Source organism: Burkholderia sola, assembly GCF_905400185.1.
Lineage (GTDB): Bacteria > Pseudomonadota > Gammaproteobacteria > Burkholderiales > Burkholderiaceae > Burkholderia > Burkholderia sola.
On record NZ_FR989675.1, the window covers coordinates 1,372,595 to 1,392,747 of the forward strand.

At 56.7% G+C, this 20,153-nt stretch carries 13 protein-coding genes; 12 read left to right on the top strand and 1 reads right to left on the bottom strand.

All coding sequences use genetic code 11. The features are described from left to right. Positions 1-228 precede the first annotated feature (228 nt). The 4 genes from KR541_RS06435 (at position 229) to KR541_RS06450 (ending at position 5,449) form a co-directional block, all read left to right on the top strand. A complete protein-coding gene (locus KR541_RS06435; protein ID WP_252996648.1) occupies positions 229-3,156 on the top strand; it encodes a UvrD-helicase domain-containing protein in 2,928 nt (975 codons plus the stop codon). A 185-nt stretch (positions 3,157-3,341) separates the two neighbouring features. After that, positions 3,342-4,382, top strand: a complete 1,041-nt coding sequence (locus KR541_RS06440; protein WP_236872644.1) for an AcrVA2 family anti-CRISPR protein — start codon at positions 3,342-3,344, stop codon at positions 4,380-4,382. Between the two features lie 95 nt (positions 4,383-4,477). Next, a complete protein-coding gene (locus KR541_RS06445; RefSeq protein WP_085539530.1) occupies positions 4,478-4,855 on the top strand; it encodes a DUF3592 domain-containing protein in 378 nt (125 codons plus the stop codon). A gap of 21 nt (positions 4,856-4,876) precedes the next feature. Continuing rightward, positions 4,877-5,449, top strand: a complete 573-nt coding sequence (locus KR541_RS06450; RefSeq protein WP_216089440.1) for a hypothetical protein — start codon at positions 4,877-4,879, stop codon at positions 5,447-5,449. Position 5,450: 1 nt separating this feature from the next. Here KR541_RS06450 and tssF read toward each other — a convergent pair whose 3' ends face one another. Beyond that, positions 5,451-7,328 (bottom strand): type VI secretion system baseplate subunit TssF, encoded by a 1,878-nt coding sequence (gene tssF, locus KR541_RS06455; RefSeq protein ID WP_216089441.1) that lies wholly within the window; start codon positions 7,326-7,328, stop codon positions 5,451-5,453. A gap of 140 nt (positions 7,329-7,468) precedes the next feature. Here tssF and KR541_RS06460 point away from each other — a divergent pair, with 140 nt between their 5' ends. The 8 genes from KR541_RS06460 (at position 7,469) to KR541_RS06495 (ending at position 19,961) form a co-directional block, all read left to right on the top strand. Continuing rightward, on the top strand, positions 7,469-9,580 hold the full coding sequence (locus KR541_RS06460; protein ID WP_216089442.1) for a type VI secretion system Vgr family protein: 2,112 nt from the start codon (positions 7,469-7,471) through the stop codon (positions 9,578-9,580). Between the two features lie 11 nt (positions 9,581-9,591). Beyond that, positions 9,592-10,935, top strand: a complete 1,344-nt coding sequence (locus KR541_RS06465) for a DUF2169 family type VI secretion system accessory protein (RefSeq protein ID WP_216089443.1) — start codon at positions 9,592-9,594, stop codon at positions 10,933-10,935. Continuing rightward, the gene (locus tag KR541_RS06470) at positions 10,928-12,598 is read left to right on the top strand and encodes a PAAR-like domain-containing protein (RefSeq protein WP_216089444.1); all 1,671 of its coding nucleotides are present in this window, start codon (positions 10,928-10,930) and stop codon (positions 12,596-12,598) included. Before KR541_RS06465 ends, KR541_RS06470 begins: the two co-directional genes overlap by 8 nt. A gap of 1 nt (position 12,599) precedes the next feature. Then, on the top strand, positions 12,600-13,187 hold the full coding sequence (locus tag KR541_RS06475) for a suppressor of fused domain protein (RefSeq protein ID WP_252996649.1): 588 nt from the start codon (positions 12,600-12,602) through the stop codon (positions 13,185-13,187). 323 nt (positions 13,188-13,510) lie between these two features. Beyond that, positions 13,511-14,158, top strand: coding sequence for an NADAR family anti-phage protein (locus tag KR541_RS06480; RefSeq protein ID WP_290369657.1), 648 nt, complete (start codon positions 13,511-13,513; stop codon positions 14,156-14,158). Between the two features lie 133 nt (positions 14,159-14,291). After that, complete coding sequence (locus tag KR541_RS06485; protein ID WP_216089446.1) at positions 14,292-15,464, top strand: restriction endonuclease; 1,173 nt, start codon at positions 14,292-14,294, stop codon at positions 15,462-15,464. Between the two features lie 694 nt (positions 15,465-16,158). Then, positions 16,159-18,816 (top strand): AAA family ATPase, encoded by a 2,658-nt coding sequence (locus KR541_RS06490; protein WP_216089447.1) that lies wholly within the window; start codon positions 16,159-16,161, stop codon positions 18,814-18,816. Between the two features lie 488 nt (positions 18,817-19,304). Further along, a complete protein-coding gene (locus KR541_RS06495) occupies positions 19,305-19,961 on the top strand; it encodes a hypothetical protein (RefSeq protein ID WP_216089448.1) in 657 nt (218 codons plus the stop codon). Positions 19,962-20,153 lie beyond the last annotated feature (192 nt).

Below are 20,153 nucleotides of genomic sequence, written 5' to 3' on the forward strand. Positions count from 1 at the left end.
GGAAATGCATCGGCGGAGCGGCCGTAGCGGGCCGTGCTCGTGGAGGTGATATAGGTTTGAAAGTTTTTTGAATGGTGCGATGCGAGCGATTTTAGCGGGCCAGCGTTGAACTGGTAGTTTTGCGAGGCTCTTGTGTAAGCCGGATAGCTACCGCTAATCTTCTGATTTTTACGAAGAGTTACGGGGAGGCGATGAACCTGTTTCACATCGCTCACTCGGCTGCATGTGATGGCTCATACCACGCCGGAAAAGAAAATACTGGGAAGCGTTAACGAATCGTTTTCGCCTCGGGCCTGGGCGTGCCGGCTCGGTTGGACGACGCGTTGGAACGCAGAAATCGACGCGGACGTTGTGCGCGTTCGCGCAGAGAACGACGCCCGTGCGTCCGTACTGGACGTGTCGCTACGCGCTCAGCGAGGGTGGATTTGGTCGTCGCTGCATATCGAGGGGATGGAGATGCGACGACTACGCGGACTGTCGCATCAAGATGCTGAGCGATTCGTTATAGCAATCACCCATGCGAAGGCGGCGGCATTGCAACGGCTGGAAGCCGAACTCGGGATCGACGAGAAGACGCTGGTTCCTTTGTGGCAGGGCGTAGTACGGGAACAGGAAGCGGATCGCTACCTCGCGGCACGCGATCGAGCGAATCTCCTTGATCGGATCGCCGCTAAGAAGGGGAGGTTGGATGGTGCGTTTGCACGTAGCCAAAGCGTGCATGCAAAGCGGTTCACGATCAGCGAAGAGTTGAAGCAGGCAATTTCGTATTTGCGCATGTTGAACCACGATGGCGAGCGGTTGCTTAAACAACGCAACGACGAATTCGTGGAACGTGAATTGGAGCGCTGGCGAGGCTTCTTCGCATATTGCGAAGAGCGGGCGTTGACCGACGAACAAGCGAGAGCAGCAATCACATTCGAAGAAAATACATTGCTCATCGCTGCGGCTGGTTCGGGAAAGACGTCCACAGTTGTCGGTAAGGTTGCCTATGCCATAGTGAAGGGCGTTGTGCGGCCGGAGGAAATCCTGTGCCTAGCGTTTAACGGCAAGGCTGCCGCAGAGATTGCCACACGGATCAACGCGCGATTTCGCGCGATGATCGCGAATGCGTGTCCGATCGATCCAGCGATCAAGAGTCGAGTCAGAGAGTTGGTCGATAGTCGCGTAAGGATTGAGTCGCGCACGTTTCACTCGCTTGGTCGCAAGATTGTCGAGCAAGTCGAAGGTCGCGGTCTACGCGTTTCGGAGTCTGCCGAGAACGCCAATCGTCTCAAAAGAGCGGTCGAGCGGTGCAAGAAAGAGCCGAAGTTCGCAGCAGACTGGTTGCTCCTGCAATCGGTTGCGCGGTTCCCGAATCCACCCGAGGCACGTTTCCATTCCGAAGACGAATACTTGGAGTACCTGCGCGGCATGTGGCGTCAGCGCAAGCTTGGCTACAGGAACAAGGAATTCGCAGACGGCATTCTCACTATGGGGTGTACGAAACCGGTTCGGTCCTTCGAGGAAGTTGCCATTTCCAATTGGCTATTCCTCAACGGAATCGATTTCGAATACGAAGCCGGGTATGCAGAAGGCGCAGAAAGACTGTGTCCCGGAGCGATATGGACACCGGACTTCACATATAGCGTGCAGGATGTAGCCGGAGTGTCACTGATTGTTCACGAGCATTTTGCGCTCAATGAGAACGGAGAGGCACCGAAGTTTTTCAAGAATCCAAAGGGATACGCCGGGGAAGCGGATAGAAAGAAGCGGATATTGAGCGAGCTCGACGCTCGTCATTTCTGGACAACGAGCGCCGAGTTCAGGGATGGGACGCTATTTGACAAGCTTCGGGTTCGGTTGCAGGCAGCGGGGATCGTATTGCGTCCTCGTTCCTCGGAGGAGGTACTTGCGAAGCTCAAGGACATCGGCTTGATCGAGGAGTTTGATCTTATTACGCGGGCAGTCTCGCAGATTCGTCAGAACGGCTGGGACCAGCAAACGTTGATTGAACGACTTGCCGAGCAAAGCGAACCCGCTCGCGCGAGATTGTTTTTGAAGGTGGTGTGGCCCGTTGCCGTGGCGGTGAACGAATTGCTCAAGGCGGACAAGTGCATCGACTACGACGAGATGATCCGTCGGGCTCTGGGCTATCTGCGTGACAAGCCGGATCTCTTGCCGTATCGGTTCATTCTGGCTGACGAGTTTCAGGATACTGCGCCGGGGCGTGGTGAAATGATTCGCAAGATGCTGCATGCTCGCGAGGACAGTTTGTTCTTTGCAGTGGGGGATGACTGGCAGGCCATCAACCGCTTCGCCGGGTCCGATCTGCGTTTTTTCCGCGAATTTGGCTCGACGTTCAATCGCCGCACGACGGCGAACAAACAATGTGCCTTGACGCAGACTTTTCGAAGCAATCAAGGGATTGCCGACGTCGCCCGAACGTTTGTGTTACGCAACGTGAGTCAGATGCCAAAGATCGTTGAGGCATACGATCGAACCCGCGAGGCCGTTATCGATGTGCGAACGTACAAAACCGAGCGAGAGCCAGAAGCCCTCATCAATGAGATATTGACGAGCTGGGTTTCCCAACATCCACCTGGCCGCAAGCCGTCAGTATTCGTATTGGGCCGTTATGGGAAGCACCACGCCGGTGGACTGACTGCACAACAGCTCGCGGAATTGGACGAGAAATGGGCTGATCGAATCGAGCTACTCAAAACAAAGGATAACGAATCGCCGAGTCTTTATACGACGATGCATACGTCGAAGGGGTTGCAGGCTGACTATGTGTTGATTGTCGGCATGTATCGAGCCGAGCATGATTTTTTTTGTTTCCCGAGCGAGCGTGAGGATGATCCGCTGCTGCAACTTGTGCTGCCGCCGAAGGAGGCGCTATCCGACGCTGACGAACGCCGCCTCTTCTACGTTGCACTGACTCGCGCGAAACATCGCGTTGCATTGTTGACTCAGCAACAGTTTCCATCACCGTATGCGTTGGAGCTCGTGCATACTCATCGGGACGGAACGGTATTGTTCAATGGAACGCGGGATCTGCCACCGCAGTGTCCTCAGTGTGACCACGGGTTGGGATTTAAGCAGTACAACCCGACCAGGAAGAAATGGTTTTATGCTTGTAGTGATCGATGGGGATGTGGCACGACATGGGCGTTGTGATCTACTGTCAAGCCATTCTTCGGGCGGCGTATCGAGCGTGGCTTGCTCGATACGGTGAGAAAAGCATCGGGTCCGAGATTTGCTATCCGGGTGCCATGGTTTCGAGTTGAATACGCATGCATTGAGGCGCTCAAGTGGACCCAGGCCGTCAATTTGTCTTTCATAATCCCGAAGCGATTCTTGCAATGTCCGTACAGGTTGCGCTGCGAGATACATCCGCAGCGGATGAGCCGAACTATGCTCGGTTGCCACCGCCAGTTCGTTATCGAGCCTCCGGGGCGTTGGACGCTTGGGATCGCGTCAGACTTGAGGCGCAGAAGGTTTGGCAGTTTGATTTCCAGGCGATGCTGGCGTCGTACCCAATAGATCGGCTCTTCGACGAATTTCCTAGATTCGTGACCACTTGTGTTCGTTCATTGGTGGCCGGACTGGACCCGCAGGATCTGGAAAACGCTCGTCGCAGCTTGACTTGGCAGATTTACCATGCCAGCAACGGCGCAATGTACGAACCGACAGCCGCGCTCCATCGATTGCTGGATAGCGCTTACATCGCAGACGACATACCGATCGGTCTGGTTGAGTTTCCAGCCTCTGCGCTTTGCATCATTCCAAATTCTGCGTGGCAAGGATACAAGGAAGACGGTATCCGAGCGATTGCTCTGTTCCGACGGAGGCTCGAATCAGAGAGGACGAGTACTGACCAATTGACGATGGTGACTTGGCAGGAATTCAGCAGCGGTGACTTTCGTACGCAATTGGTTTCCTATCCGCTGGATGAGCCCGATCGCACGGTCAAACAGATACTCGAAGATCTGAACAACCAATGTGCTCCAGAGAGGCGCGAGACGGCTCTTGTCTACTGGCATCAGGTTTTCGACTACGTCGTAAAACTGATGTTATATCTGAAACTTCCGGATGCACACGTCGAGGCCGATCTTGCCTATAGTCGGGCACCGAGGGAGTTCAAGGGACTAGGGCAGCGGAAACGCCGGGAACGACTCGCGGAGATCGAGTACTTGTACGATCGACATATCGTGGGACCAGCGGTCGTGGATTGGAAGCTGATTGGTGCGGAAGGCAAGGAGACTGGCGTACCGCATCACGAAAAGAGTCCGCACTGGCGTCGCCCGCATTTCAAGATGCAGCCGCATGGTCCGCAATCGTCGTTGCGCAAAGTCATTTTTGTTGGGCCGACGATTGTGCGCTCCGACAAGCTTGGTTTGTAATCCCTGGGTGGGAAGGATGCCCTCGGACCGTCCATGTGCGAGACTCGCCTTGTGTATCATCTCGACTGCTATTTGACAAACGAGCGAGCACAGTTATGTTCAAGGCCGTAGCCTTTGTCGTGGTCGGAATTGGCTTATTGATCGCAGCGGCGATAAACGTCCAGATGACGCGCGAATTCATGCGGACGTCGATCATGGTGCCGGGCGAAGTGGTTAAGTTGAACGCGGGCGGGTATCACCCTGAAATCGAGTTCGTGACCAAGGCAGGCGAACATGTGTCATATCCGCAAGGCGGGATTGTGTCAAAAATGGCTGTCGGTGATCGGCCGCAGGTGCGCTATCTCGCCGAGAATCCGATTCCGACTGCGAGAATCGACCGATTTGATGCGATCTGGGGGAATGCGGTCTTTTTCGCACTCTTCGGATTGGGCTTCATCGTTTGCGGGTTGATCAACCTTCCGTCACGACAATAACGAGATCACTGGGACGCAGATATGTCATTTCTGAGGCTGAGCAAGTGGACGTATCACACTGGGGCAGGTGGTGGCCTGAGCGTTGAGATCGTGATGGCAACGGGCGGCACGATCGTGCTGACTGACCCCGAGAAGCACGATCAGAGCTTCTACTACGGCGGTGTCGGTATCGGGATCGGCGCGGGCCTGAAGATTCCGAAAATCAAATTGCCGAAGTTCTCGATACCGGAAATTAAGTTGCCGCCGATCCGGGGCCGCAGCGTCGGGGCGGCGGGTTCCACGCTGGACTTCCCGAGTTACGGTAGCATCTACATGACGAGCGCGTTTCGCGGTACTGAGCTGTCGCGATCGGATTTTCAAGGTGGCACGATTTATGTCGACGGGTCGTTGTCGGCGCTTTATGGTTGGGCGGGCGACGCGATGTTGCTCGGCATGAATCCCGCGTTGTTAGCAGCAGGGCTAGCAAACCCCACCTTCAGTTGGTTGCTCACGCGAGCCATTTCCGAGGCGCCGGCTGTATTGTTCATGCGCGGGCAAACGGTGGGTTTCCAGGCTGGGGGCAGTGGCGGGATTCTTGCCGGATATGTTCACTGATCTATATCAGCGGTTGCGTCCCTGGGCGTGGTGCGCACCGCAAGAGTTCCTTGCCGCTCTCGGCCGATAACACGACGAGTTGAACGTAGCTGTTTGACTGAGCGTACGGGCCGAAGAACCGGTCCATGACAGCCGAGAACCGATGCAGGCTGACATCTCGTGTCGCAGCCTCGGAGAACGAAAGCAGGATCTCCACACCGCGAACAAATGACGGGAAGTGATCGTCGAGAGACATCCACCTGATCGCCGGTTTGTAGTCGACGGATATGATCGCGTCGATGCAACGTTGGGCAACCACGCTGGAACGCGGAGCATGGAAACGGAGAAACTCCTTCAGCGCGGGTAGTCCGGTCCGCGTCAGGTCGAGCGGATGCGGCGCCAGTGCCGACAGGACGCGCCAAAGCGCACCGCCACGCGGCAGGGCAGCCGGCAAGGTGGGGCGAGAGAGCAGTATGATCGGGCACGCCAATGCCGAACCCTCGTACAGAAGATCGCTATCCGGGGCTCCAATCGGCAACCGGGACGGCATTGCTCCGTTGGTTGCCAGAACATCGACATCCACCTGAGGGTGTCGCGGATGAACGGTTTGACCCTTTAAGTCGACCAACGCCAGTTGCGATACCGCCAGCGCGCCGTCCGGCATGGCTTCCGGATCTCGGTAGGCCAGCCAATAGATGGCGGACGAATCCGTGGTTCGCGCGTGACTGAATGCACGATACGGCCACACCTGCGTGCGCGGTGCCGCGTGTGAAGCGATGGCGGCCTTGTCTTCATCCGACTTCGTACGCTCGCCCAGATACACGGCTTCAACCGAGTAGACGCTCAGCGGAATGCCGGTTGCCAACGGGGTCGGCGTGATCGGATAGGTGGCATCATGACTGGTTAGCTGGATAGGCGTTGCCGCGCGTTCGAACAGGTTGACGACCGGTGTGCAAAACAATCGGAACGTGCTGATGTTCAGCGTTGCCAGGATCTGAGCGGCGCCGGAATCATGGGCGGTGCCTTGCACGGCGATGTGAAGCGTCAGTCGTCGAACTGCTTCGGCGCGCGCGGCGCGACGCATTCGACCCAGGTCGATGTCGACGAAATCAAACTTCTCGGGGAAGGCAAAATACTCGATCAGATGCCGGAACGATTGTGCGCTTGTATCGTCTTCGTTCGGTAACAATCGCTCGCCATCGGCAAATCCGGCCGGCTCAATGGGGACTTTCGACAAGCGGGTCCAGCGTCCGCTTTCGTCCACCTCCACGTAGGCGGCCGATGCACGAAGCAACAGCGTATCGGAAAGCGCGGCGACGAGCGGCCGCTCTCCGGACAGATGTACCCGCACTGGCGCGGACGGAATGGCGTCATCGAATGCTTGCGACGCGGATTCGCTTGTAAAGGTAATCGAAATGATCCCCGTCACTTCTGCCGGGATGCGCGCCGCTGCTGGCGCAAGCGTCGCTGGTGAATAGCGTGTCGAGTGAATACGCAACGGCGACAACGTGACGTCGTAGACTGTACGGAAGCGGCACGGTGCGGCATTCGCGTCCAGCATCGTGCCGCGCGCTATCGTCAGCGGTTCGGTAAGCTGACCGAACAGAACCGATGGGTCGAACGAGGCAACCGCGCATGACGGGACCGTGCGCAGATACTGAGGATAGGCACTTTCGAGAAGTGCCTCGGTGAATTGCGGGTAATCGTCGTCAAGCTTCGCATCGACACGAGCGGCTAGCAGCGCGAATGTCTGTACCATTCGGTCGACGTGCAGGTCTTCGACGTGGCCGCCAGACATGCCGAGGCGTGCTGCAATCTTCGGAAAGCGTCGAGCAAAGTCCGCCAGACTGCGTGCAAGCAGTCCGACTTCACGTTCGTAATGTGACAGCAGGTGGTCCATTCGCTGCAAATATTCAATAATCCGCGATAATCGGTCCCCGTTTTCCGGAGCCGACATCTAGTCCAAATGGCGCGCAGGCATATTAAAATGGCCGCGCCGACAAAAAACTGCCCCTCTGCTGAGAGATTCCGAGGCTACATATGCAAATGTCCGAAATTGCGAGCTTCTTCCAGCTCCAGAGCAATCGCCTGTTTACGATTGAAACGCCTTTGAAAGGTCGATCGGATCTCGTGCTCGTCGATTTCCATTGTACCGAGGGGTTATCTCAGAATTTCGAGATGCATGTCCGGCTCGCGTCGCAGGACAAGAATATCGAGCTGAAGAAGCTGATCGGCCAACCTGTGACAATCACGTTGCAGTTGACCGATGCGCTCGCCAGCTCGGAAGAGCGTTACTTCCACGGATACGTCGCAGCGTTTTCGCATCTCGATACCGATGGTGGTTTTGCGATGTACAGCGCAACGATCCTTCCGTGGCTCTGGATGCTCTCTCGCCGGCAGGACATTCGGATCTTTCAGGAAGAGAATACAGAGGCGATTCTCTCGCGCGTGTTTCGAGAGTACGGCAAGCTCGCATCGTTCGAGTTCCGGCTTTCGAAGGGAACGCAGAATCGCAGCTATTGCACCCAGTACAGGGAAACCGATCTAGCCTTTGTTGAACGGCTGATGCGAGAGGATGGCCTGTTCTATTACTTCGAGCATGCGAAGGATGGGCACAAGCTGATCATCGCCGATAACTCGGTGACCGCGAAGCCGATCGACGGGCGCAGCCCATCGCTGCAATACAACCAGGGCGAGGCGATGGACAATCTGGCCGTCATCACGTCATTTCAAGCGCAGCGTCAGCTTGCACCGGACACGGTAGGACTGAAAACTTTCGACTACAAGATTCCTCATGCCCGGCGATTCGTGTCGGGTGGGACGGAAGTCAATCAAGGCGACGTACCGTCCTACGAGATCTACGACTACCTCGGCGAGCATGGTTTCGCCGACAGCGATCGGGGTGAAGAGCTCACGCGCTTTCGGACGGAAGCGCTGGCTGCACACAGCAAAACGTTCGTCGGGGTGACGACGGGTCGGCGGATGATGCCGTGCCGATACTTCGAACTGGACGACCACTACGATCACGCCAGTACCAAACAGGAAGACCGGCAATTCTTGTTGCTCACTGTGTCACACGCTGGCACGAACAACTATGAGCCTGGTGAGGGGAGTTCGGCGTACTCGTGCAGCTTCACCTGCATTCGGAAGAAAATTCCGTACCGCCCGGCGTTCGAGGGCGAGCGTCCGACGATTGTCGGGCCGCAGACGGCGATCGTCGTGGGTCCGAAAGGCGAGGAGATTTATACGGATAGTCTCGGTCGTGTGAAGGTGCAGTTCCACTGGGATCGTCTCGGCAAACGAGACCAGGGTAGCTCCTGCTGGGTGCGCGTAAGCCAGCCGTGGGCGGGCAGCGGTTTCGGGATGATTCAGATTCCGCGAATCGGGGATGAGGTGGTCGTAAGTTTCCTGGATGGAAATCCAGACCGTCCCCTCGTGACGTCGCGCGTTTACAACTCGCAGAACATGCCGCCGTGGGCATTGCCGGCCAACGCGACACAGAGCGGGATCCTGACGCGTTCGACCAAGACCGGTAACGTCAACACAGCCAATGCGATCCGCTTCGAGGACAAGAAGGGCGAGGAGGAGGTGTGGCTGCATGCCGAGAAGGATCAGCGCATCGAGGTCGAGCACGACGAGTCGCATTGGGTAGGTAACGACCGCACGAAGAACATCGATCACGACGAAACGGTGCATGTAAAGCACGACCGAACCGAAACGGTCGACAACAACGAGACCATCCACATTGGCGTGGATCGGACGGAAACCGTAGGTAATAACGAAACGCTGACGGTCGGTGGTAACCGGAACGAAACGATTCAAGGGATGGAAAACCTCTTGATCGCATTGACGTCCACAGAGACGGTTGGGCTCGCGAAAGCCTTGACGGTCGGCGGTGCGTATACGGTCACGGTTGCCGGCGCGATCAACACGGCCGCCGGCCTCGCGAGTGCCGAAGAGGTCGGTTTGTCGAAAACCACGATGGTCGGCAAGACGTACACGATAACAGCCGGCGACCGTATCGAGCTCAAGACCGGTAGCTCGGTGCTCATTATGGAGAGCAACGGACATATCACACTGCGCGGCACGCAACTGCTAATCGAGGGTTCGGGGCCGGTGCAGATCAACGGCAAGGATGTTGACGTCAACTGACGGGAGCGGCGATGGAGTTCTCCAATCACACGCCTTTCCCGGCATTGGCATTCGAGTCGTTTGCTCCGGACGGCGCATCGTTCCATACCGTTGTATTGCGCCAGACGTTTGAGCTGCGCGATGGCGCGTTAGTGCTCGCGCAGGAGCAGATGCCTCTCGCGACATCGGATCGTTTCCACGGCGAGCCGAATCAGTCCAGCGTGGCAGAGGAAAGCGATCTCGCGCCATATAAACCGCTTTGCGATGTACTGATCAACGGGACTGCGTATGCGCCGCAGGGGCGATCGTTGCCGCGCTTCGTGGCGGGAGTTCGAATTGTGTCGGCACCCATGCGATCCAACGACGACGCGGGTGTGCCGACGACGAAAGTCCTGCTGGATCGTAGGTTGCTCGTAACCGGCCCAAGGTACTTTGCTCGACGATCGATGTTTGGCCGAAGCATGAGTCGACTCGTGAAGATCGCCTCGCTCGGCATCGTGCGTCCCGTCGACTGGTGGTTGACGCCGCCCGAATCAATTGCAGCGCTGCCTATACGTTACGAATACGCGTGGGGCGGCCAGTGTCGGGTCGATGCGCAGGATCCGGCTGCGAAACGTGTGCCGAAGGCATTTCGGCTCGATGACAAACAGCAGGCTGCGCATCCCGATCAAGATAACGTTCCGGTGGCGCATACGGCCTGCGAAGACAATCCGATCGGTCTGGGATTTGCTGAACGTTGGTTCCTTAATGCGACGAAGCAGCAGCGGATCGCTGCTCCGCAGATTGAAACCAGCAGTGAACCCATTTCGATACAAGGATGGCTAGCAGCTTCGAATGGGCAGGCGCATCCGTCGCTGCATCCGGCTGGCTTCGGAATCATCGGGAAAGCATGGCGATCGAGGCGTGACCTTGCTGGGACCTATGATGACCAGTGGCTCGCTGAGCGCCATCCGGGCTTGCCAGACGATTTTCAGTTCAGGTACTGGAATGGCGCGCCCCCGCAGATGCAGGTGCCGCACCTGAAGGGTAACGAGACGATCGTGCTGACGAATCTTGTTCCCGCCGGCACGACCGGATCGACCGTCGATGAGCGTGGCAATACGATCCTGCGCATCGCCTTGCCAGGACATCTACCGATGGGATGGGTCTACACCGACCAGTCGCTCAAGTTCGCGCCGCTGCTGCTCGATACGCTGTCTGTCGACGTATCGGATGCGGCGAAGCCCATGGTGACGTTGGTGTGGCGAGCGACGCTGATGAAATCCGTGCGTGCGCAGCGCTTCGAGGCAAGGTTTGTGAACCATGCCGACCTGGAGCGACTTGCTTCAGGTTCGCCGGCAATTTCGGTCGGATCGACGGGAGCGCAACATGGCTGAACCGTTGGAGATTACAGTTACCGGCGACGCAGGCGATGTTTTCCGTGAGCACTTCAACATCCAGAGCGTCGAGCAGGCCCGCGACGCGGTGAAGAATCTGGATGCGCTATGGAACACACCGAATCCGTGGAGCCACCGTTCCGACCTGCGGGATATATTTGACGAGGCGGGGAAGTCAGTTCAAAGGCGCTTTGAAACTGGCGTTTATAAGCCGCAGGATAAGGCGCAACCGTCCGATCATTTCTCCAAGGGTAATCGGATCGCGTCGAGACAGGACGGTAGTTTCAAGGCGGTCAGTAGCACGCCTGACGTCTGCAAGACGCCGATGGGTAGCTCGACGCCGCCGGTGCCCTATCAGGTCGTCTCGGATCTGAGCGGGTCATCGGGCGTCGTGCCGAGCGTGCGATTCAACGGAAAGCCGGCGTACGTGCTCGATCAGAGTGTGGTCCCGACATGTACGGGAGACGAGGCGGGCTCGGCCGATGGGGTGGGCTCCGGTACGGTGGGAGGAGAGACCAAGCCGACGAAGGGAAGCACGACGGTTCGCGCGGGCGGCCATCCGGTTATTCGTGATGGCGATCCGTGCACGATGAATTCCGGCAACTGTACTGGTACCTACGTGACCGCTCCCGCGCCGGGAAGCTCGGTGGATGCGAGCGGAAACGTCGTGGGGGATGCCAATCCGCCACCCGAGAAGGGCGTCATGCATCAGGTCGGCGGGTTCTTTAAGGGGGCCGGCGGTGCCGTGTGGGACATGGCGACGGGCTTGGGTGGGCTGGCGGTCGGAGCGGCCAAGTTATCGCCGGTGTCGCAGGCTGCGGAGGGGCTGTCTAATCTGACAGGGTTATACGACTACCACGGGTACTCGCAGACGCTGGACTCAGCCGGAAAGACGGCGCAGGCAATCTATGATCATCCTGGCGCGATCGTCGATGGCATCACCAAGCCGTATATGGAGGCGTGGAGCCAAGGCAACTATGGCGAGGCGCTGGGGCGCGGGGCGGTCGACATCGGCGGATTGTTTGTCGGCGGAGTCGGTGCCGCCGGCAAGGTCGGAGAAGTGGGGAATGTGGCAGGCAAGGTTGGCGAGGCGGTGAATGTTGCCGGAAAGGCAGGCGAGGTTGCTGACGTTGCAAATGTCGCGGGAAAAACGGGAGAGGTTGCGAACGCGGTTGGGAAGACTGGCGAGGTTGCCGAGGCGGCTGGCCAAGCAGGCAAGGCCTCGGACATCGGTGGGGCTGCGTCGAAGGGGGGAGAGGCAACCGAGGGGGCGGCCGATGCAGCAAAGGCCGGGAGTGCGGACGCAAAACCAGCGGGAAATGGGCTTAAGGTCGAACCGTCCAAAGATCCGCGCTACAAGCGAGGAAAGTTCCGCAAGGGTGTGCGTGAAAAGGCGTGGGAAGATGCTAAGAAGAACAGCCCTGATGGAAAGGTTCGAGATCCGGTGACCGAGAAGGAAATGAATCCCGATGATCCTTGGGACATGGGGCACAAGCCGGGGCTCGAGCACAGAAAGCACGTGATCAGTGCTGCGGAACGTGATCTCACGCGCAAACAGTTCCTTGATGAGTATAATGATCCCAGCCATTATCGACCTGAACTTCCTTCGTCCAATCGCAGTCACGTAGGCGAAGACTTGACGGATGACTATTTCGGACCGTGACATGACAAAAGGCCCAATTTCTGCTGATCGAAAAGCCGTGGGGCGGCATGCCTTATCGGTGTTCGGCGGTAAGCCCAAGGTGCAGGAATATCTGCACGATGATTTGCCCATGGCTGTTGATGTACTTTCGGTCGTGGACTCCCCCGAACCTGATCTCGTGTCGTACAGCACCATAGGTCTATTTGAGACTGTTTTGGGAAATGAGGCGGAGTTGGGTACTCGAGTTGAGTTGTGTGGCGCGATGCCCACTGATATTGAGCAGTGGCCTAATGTGCTTGCCTCTGCTGTTTTTGCGCTGATGCGATCGCGGCGGGCAGTTATGCCAGGGAGTGTGCTGGAGGGGTATGTTGCAGAATACTACAGTGACACGTTAGTCCCGCACTTGTACTTGACTGCACCGTTCTTGTGGAGTGAAGGGCATTTTAAGCAACTTGAATTGGACAGTGGAGTAAAGGTTAATTGGTTGCAAGGAATTCCTATTTCGGAGGCTGAGCTGGAAATCCTTCGTGCGCGAGGGGAGAGTGAGTTTGAGGATTTGCTCGAGCAAGCGGATGTAGACGTTTTCGATTTATACCGAGCCTCGATATAGAGGAATCGTACTTTCCGGCATTCTAGCATTGTGCATTATGCACGTGGCATTTAGATTGCTTGGCGAATTTCATATGAAAAGCCCGCTGAAAACGGGCTTTTTTTGTGCGCTATAGATTTGCTACCGAAACGGCGGAAGCCTTGCTGGGTAAACCTAGCATTTGTCATTCCATCCCGGAACTACGAGGTGGCAATCGTTCTCGTGCGGGATGCCTTCGATGATGTCGACGAGTCCTGCCCGGTGCTCTGGCAGGAGAGTGAGGCTACAAGGTCACCCATATAGACAAGTTGCTCCCATGGGACGTGGCGCCGTCGCCTAGTTTTGTGGCGCAAGCTGACTCACTAGGATTGTTGACCTCCTGGTCTAATGGTTCATCCTCTGCTACGTTTGCTCTTGCGTTCGGTGGACTGTCGAATATGGCTCCCGGTTACCCCCTGCTGGTCTCGGGGGTGGAGATTCGAACGGCAGAGGCGTTGTACCAAGCATGCCGCTACCCGCACAAGCCGGATGTGCAGCGCCTGATCGTCAATGAGACGAGTGCTATGACGCTAAAAATGCGGACTAGGCCGTATCGTTCCCAATCGCGGCCAGACTGGGATGAAGTGAGGCATAAAATTATGCGCTGGTGCCTCCGTGTCAAGCTCGCTGAAAATTGGGATGCTTTTGGCGCGCTTCTTCTTGCAACGGGGGAGCGAGATATTGTGGAGGATTCCGCCAAAGACCCGTATTGGGGTGCTATCGACAACGGTGAAGGACTGCTTCGGGGCCAAAATGTTCTGGGCCGCTTGCTGATGGAACTTCGTGGGCGTTTGAGAGAAGAGAGAGAGGCACTTATGTATGTGCCGACGCTCCCACTCAAGAATTTCCGTCTATTGGGGCGGGAAATCGAAGATATTGGCCTCCAAGATTCTGTGTTGGTGGCGGCACGAGAGGATCCTTTTCGCCTCGTATATAAGCATCGCAAAGGGTAGCCCGCAGTCGCTGCATATCGGTTGATGAATATTTATCGATAAAACGGCCTCGCTTGGGTGGGGCACTTTTAGTGCGCCAAAGCATGAGGCATGCGAGGAGCACTTCTAAGGGGAAGAAGTGGCCGAAAGCACCATGAACGCCGCACTGCGCCAATTTGAGATGGTTGAGGCAAATCTCGTAAAAGCGGAACGCCTGCTTGATGCAATTGATTCGGCAATTCCGCAAGGAATTGTCTTCGGCAGTAACCATACTTACGAAAGCAACTGTTACCATTTTGATGCCCTTTATGCGGCCCTTCCTAAGATACGAGGATGGAAACCGGATATTCGGCTCATGGAATTAGATGAGATTGCGCAAAGTCGTCTGGATGCCCAGGAATTGGGCGAAATTGAATTCAGCATTTCCGTGGAGCGTTCAATAGATGAGCCGTTACGGACACTCCGGCAATATCGCATACAGTTCGACCAGATGCGCCGTGAGCTTGTGCGCGACGCATTGCAGGAGCTTATATCGGGAGTCGATGAGTGCGTTCGAATCCTCTCTCAGCTTCCGGAACCGACTGAAAGACATCTTGAAGTCTCGCATCATCAATTCGACGAGTTGAAGCAGAGCGTCGCCCAGATCAACATGCTGATGGGCAGCAGCATATCCAAGCCTCCACGATGGAGCGATCTAGGTCGACACATGCACTTCGGACTATACGGAGATCTACGAGACATCATCTTGCACGACTGGCCAGCCGTAAAGGCGGGACTTCAAAAATCTATGTACGGCGATAACGAGCCTATGCCGGTGGGTGTCGAAGATCTAGAAACTTTAATCAGTGCCAAGCCGAGAGGATCTGTCGCGACCAAACTTAAATGGGTCAATCTAACCGACGAACAGTTTGAGCGACTTATTTTTGCGCTTGTTGCTACGGAGCCGGGGTACGAAAATGCGGCATGGTTGACTAAGACTGAGGCGCCAGACCGAGGGCGTGACGTCTCGGTGTTCCGCGTACAGACGGACACATTGGGTGGAACCACGCGGCAACGGGTCATTATTCAATGTAAGCATTGGCTCAGTAAGAGCGTCGGCATTGCCGAGATCGCGACGCTTCGCGAACAAATGAAGACTTGGGAGCCTCCACGCGTCGATGTCCATGTTATTGCCACATCTGGGCGTTTCACAAGCGACGCCATCCTGTCCGTGGAGAAACACAACCACTCAGATAGTGCATTGCGAATTGAGATGTGGCCGGAAAGCCATCTGGAGCTATTGCTCGCAGCACGACCCTCTCTTATCGCGGAATTCGGACTGCGATAAGGTCTGTAATGGTAGCTATCCACGCAATCCCGGTTGGCTCAAGTTCTGTGGGAGCGGTGTACTTGAGCTTTCGATTTTGATTTAACGAGCGCTGCGCTATGGCCAGCGGTGGTGCTCGACGGCGTCGATCCTGAGGGTTTGGTCCAGCGAGTCGCTGACGATTTCGCAACCTTCCTTTAACTCATTGGCTCCGGACGAGATGCTAGGGCGAGGACATGCGTCGGTGCGGTAATGCGGGTGGCGAATTGTTGTAAACAATTGATTTCTATGCGTGAGCAGCGGCCTGCAAAGCCGTTCAGGCCAGTTCGGCTCTCGTCAGCATGCCCTTGGCAGCCTTCTCAGCAATTCTTCGCACCGGGCATCTCGTTCGTCTTCTATCTTTTTCATGATGTGTCTCAATTCCTCGTCTCGGCACCATTAATCCGACTTGCAAAGCTCGGACGGCAGCCCGGCGTGGCGACGGAGTCGTTGGTCAAGGTCCGGCCGCTCGATTGCCGAAAATGGACGTTTGTTCACCGGTCGAGGTCATCTGTCCTTTCTCGCTGTAACCGTCATGCAAAACCGCTTTCGCGGGAAGTGAGCCGGCCACATGCGTGGGAAATTCAAGTGCTTGGGGTAAATCCCGTGGACCACAAAAATTGTGCTGAAATTAAGGAAGGTTATACTGGTCAGATAAAAAAGACGGGGGACCAACATGTTGATTGGAAAGATTGTGGACTGGCTGCTCGACCAGCAGCCGTGGATGAGTGACGCTGCTCGGCGGCTTTTCCAGAATGGTCGAATTGACGACGGCGACTTTGCCGATGTCATCGCGCTGCTGAAAACAGAATATGGGGTCACCGACCCAGCTAGCCGCGCGCCGCAACCGCTTACTTCCGACATGATCCCGAAAACTGGCGCTCCCGAGAGTTCCGTCACGCTGGTCTCTTTACGAAACCTTATAGGCGTGAACGCTATCGCGTCGGACCAACGGATCGACTTCGCCCCGACCGGGCTAACGGTGGTCTACGGTGGGAACGGGGCGGGCAAGTCCGGCTATTCGCGCGTGCTTCGCAAAGCATGCAGAGCGCGAGTCACCGGAGGCCCCATATTGGGCAACGTTTTTTTCTCCGGAGCGAGAGCGGTTCCCAGCGCCGAGATCGAGATTCGGCGGGCCGGCTCCGAGAAAACTGAAACGCTTTCATGGAGCCAGAACGAGCCCGCGCCTGCCGAGTTGGCGGCCGTCGCGGTCTTCGACTCTCACTGTGCTAGAGCCTTTACGGACGCGGAGGGAGATGTTGCCTACACGCCTCGTGGGCTGGACGTTCTTGCCGGTCTGGCCTCGCTCTGCGTGCGCGTTCGAGCACAACTCGAATCGGAAATCGACACGATCAAGGCATCGGAGGCATCCTTTGCCGACCTGATTGGAGAGCATGCGGCGGGGCATTTGCTCGCGCAGTTTGGCAAGAAGTTCGCGACTCAGGCCTACCGTCAAGACCTCAAAACCGTGGCGGCCGTGTCGGACGCTGAATCGGCCGAGATTGGTCAGCTCACCGCTCAACTTGCCGAAATCAATCCCGCCGCGCGGGCCATCGAGATTCGGCGGTTGAAGGCCCGTGTCGAAGCTCTCGCCGTTCAATGGGAGCAATGCGAAGCAGCGCTTTCGGACGAGAAGGCAAATGCCGCGATTAAATCCGGCTTGGCCCTGGTCGAGGCAGATGTGGCGGCGAAGCTCGCCGCCGAGGCTTTCGCGGCACAAGGCGAGATGCTGCCGGGAACCGGCTCGGAGCCGTGGCGACACCTGCTGGTGGCAGCGCGTGAGTTCTCAACGCACGTGGCGTATCCGGGACACCCGTTCCCGCATGTAGACGGCGCGAAATGCGTCTTGTGCCAGCAACACCTTGACGGCTCGGCGGCCGCGAGGCTCCGGCAATTTGAGCTATTCATCGAGCAAGAGGCTCAGAAGCGGGCGAATGCGGCAAGACAAAGCGCTGCCACGGCGTTTATGGCCATCGGTCGTGTCGATCCGTCATCGTTGGTGGCGGACAAGCCGCTTCTCGACGAACTGGAAGCGAGCAAGCCGGGTATGCGGGATCGCCTGTTTGATACAAGCGGCGCGCTGACTGAGCGGAAGCGCAGTTTGCTCACGGCGGAGGAAAAGCGCGACTTCAGGAGCGAGTTGGCGCCGATCGATGCGGCATCGGCGGATTTGCGTGTTCTCGCACTGCAACTCGGCCAGAACGCCGAGGGGTTGGAGCAACTGGCCGTAGCTGAGGCCAGGAAGAAAAGTGAGCAGCGCCTCGCCGATCTTCGATCGCGTCGCGCGCTCAACGAGCGGATCGATCAGGTGTTGCAGGTCGCGGATGATTTGACGTTGAAAAAGGCTCTCTTGTCCGCGCATCGTGCGGCGGACTCTGGGCCGGTGTCCAGAAAGATGCAGGCGCTACACGCGGAGGCGTTGTCGGCGGACGCAGAAGCGGCCTTCGCGCGCGAATGCGCCGCGCTCGGAGTCGCGCATGTGCCGATTCGGAGCACTACTCGAATGGAGCGCGGCAAGGCGAAGCAGCAGGTGAAGCTTGACACGGCTGGCTCCGAGAGGGTTGGCGATGTGTTGAGCGAAGGCGAGCAGCGGGCGCTGGCGTTGGCCACTTTCATGGCCGAAGTTTCGTTGGTTCCGGGACACGGAGCGGTGATCTTTGACGACCCGATGTCGTCGTTGGACCATGCTCGCCGCGAAAAGGTGGCGAGACGCCTCGCATCGGAGGCTCGGGTTCGCCAGGTCATCGTCTTCACGCATGACCTCGCATTTGCAAATCATTTGGCTGACGAGGCGGTCCGTCAATCGGTTGCGGCCACGGCGATGAGCTTGCGTCGTCACAACGAGCGGGCCGGCTTGATCTTCCCCGAGCTTCCATTCGCGGGACAGAAAGTCCCCGAGCGCCTTGAAAAAATTAAAGCGATGGCGGCTGACGCTGATCGCGCGGCAAACGCCGGGGACGTCGAGCAAAGTGAAACGATTATTCGAACCGCGTATGGCCGACTGCGCGAGACTTGGGAGCGTGGGGTGGAAGAGAGCGTGCTCAATGAGACCGTCGTTCGCTTCCGTCCCGGCGTTTCAACCCAGCGCCTGCGCGCCGTTGTCGTCGAGGATGCGCACTACGAGGCTATCCAAGCAGCTATGGCGAGGTGCTCGCATTTCGCGGCGCATGACACGTCGTCCGACGCGAACACATCGACCCCGAGCACCGACGAGTTGAGGGCCGACATCGAAGTTGCACGGATATTTTTCGCGACGAGGCGCAAGCTCAACGACGAAACAGATAAGCGGCGCCGGGAAGCACTAGAGCGCGCAGCAGGCTTCAAACAGGCGTGATTGCCCCGACGGCGACATGGCTCGCCAGTCCCAGCCTGTTTGTAATCTATGCCCGGCTGATAAAACGCAGGTACTGCTGCATCATTGGCGTGACGGGGGCAGATGCTGCGGTGGGTTGCGTGCTCATGTGACCGGGAAAAGTTGCTTTGGCTGCCCGAGGTTACCAGTGGCCCGAACGGGATCGGTCAAAGTTCGCCATCTGCCCAGTTGTCGGCGGCGATGGCGGGAGGCGGCTACCGGGCAGAAGCGGTCCGCCCACTGTTTGCAAATGCAGTTATTCAAACGGCTATTGCGGCTCTGAAAGCAGCCGTCTGGCCAATTCTCGCACAAGGGTCACGGCATAAACTCCAATTATTCATATTAATGCCAACCCATATTTGAGCGATCCCGTAATTTGCAGTCCACTCCTAAGCGAAACCGTGATACACGGAGCCTTGAACTATTTTTAAAATTGACTATCCTGAAAATTTCCACACGGAGACCAAGCGATGAACCTGGAAAATGATGTCAGCTCGATTATCGAAAAGGTAAACTCTGGTGAGTTTGATAGCCTTTCTGATCAGCTGGATAGCGGGGATTTTGGGATTTTCTACCCGGCCTATGTAGAAGACGGAACGGTCAAAATGATGAAGCCTGGCTATTCTCAGACCGAGACAAACTTGAAAATTGCAGTTACATCCACCGGATTGAAGGATCCAGATGCGAAAACGATAGCGTGGATGGGCGGAGGAGCAACCTCTTGGTCCTCCTGCAATCATCCAGGTACCGGGCCACATAGCTGCAAGCACCAAAACGGGCATGGCGATTGTATTCATTGCAGAGGGCATGCAAGTCAAAAATCCTTGGGGGATGGATCAACCGAAGGCTTGGACTATTTTAATGCTGTAAATAAATTGGATAACAAGCAAGATCTTCTCAACTCTTTGGCGCCTCATGGTCTCGGATTGACGTTGCTGCATGCACACAGCGACGAGTACGAATTTACAAAACTGCCCGTGAACATGGTTTCCGTGATTGCGAACGGTGTAACATCCTTCCGGAAAATCGAAGACGTCGCCAAAGATGAAACATTTGTTCCAAATGCTTGGCGATTTATTAGTGGCAAACTCGAAATTGCCGGAGGCTTCTCGCAGCAATCGGAATGATAAATTGTTGATTTATCCAATTGGATTGCCCCGAGTGTAAGGGGCGATCCAAATCAATTTGGACGCCCCGCGTGTACTAGATTATCTCGAATTCACGAACAAGTAGCCTATTTTTACCGATAACTCGCCGGTGACCACAGGACACGAACGACTGTTACACTCTGTTGTCTGCCATTAGACTATGGACAACAC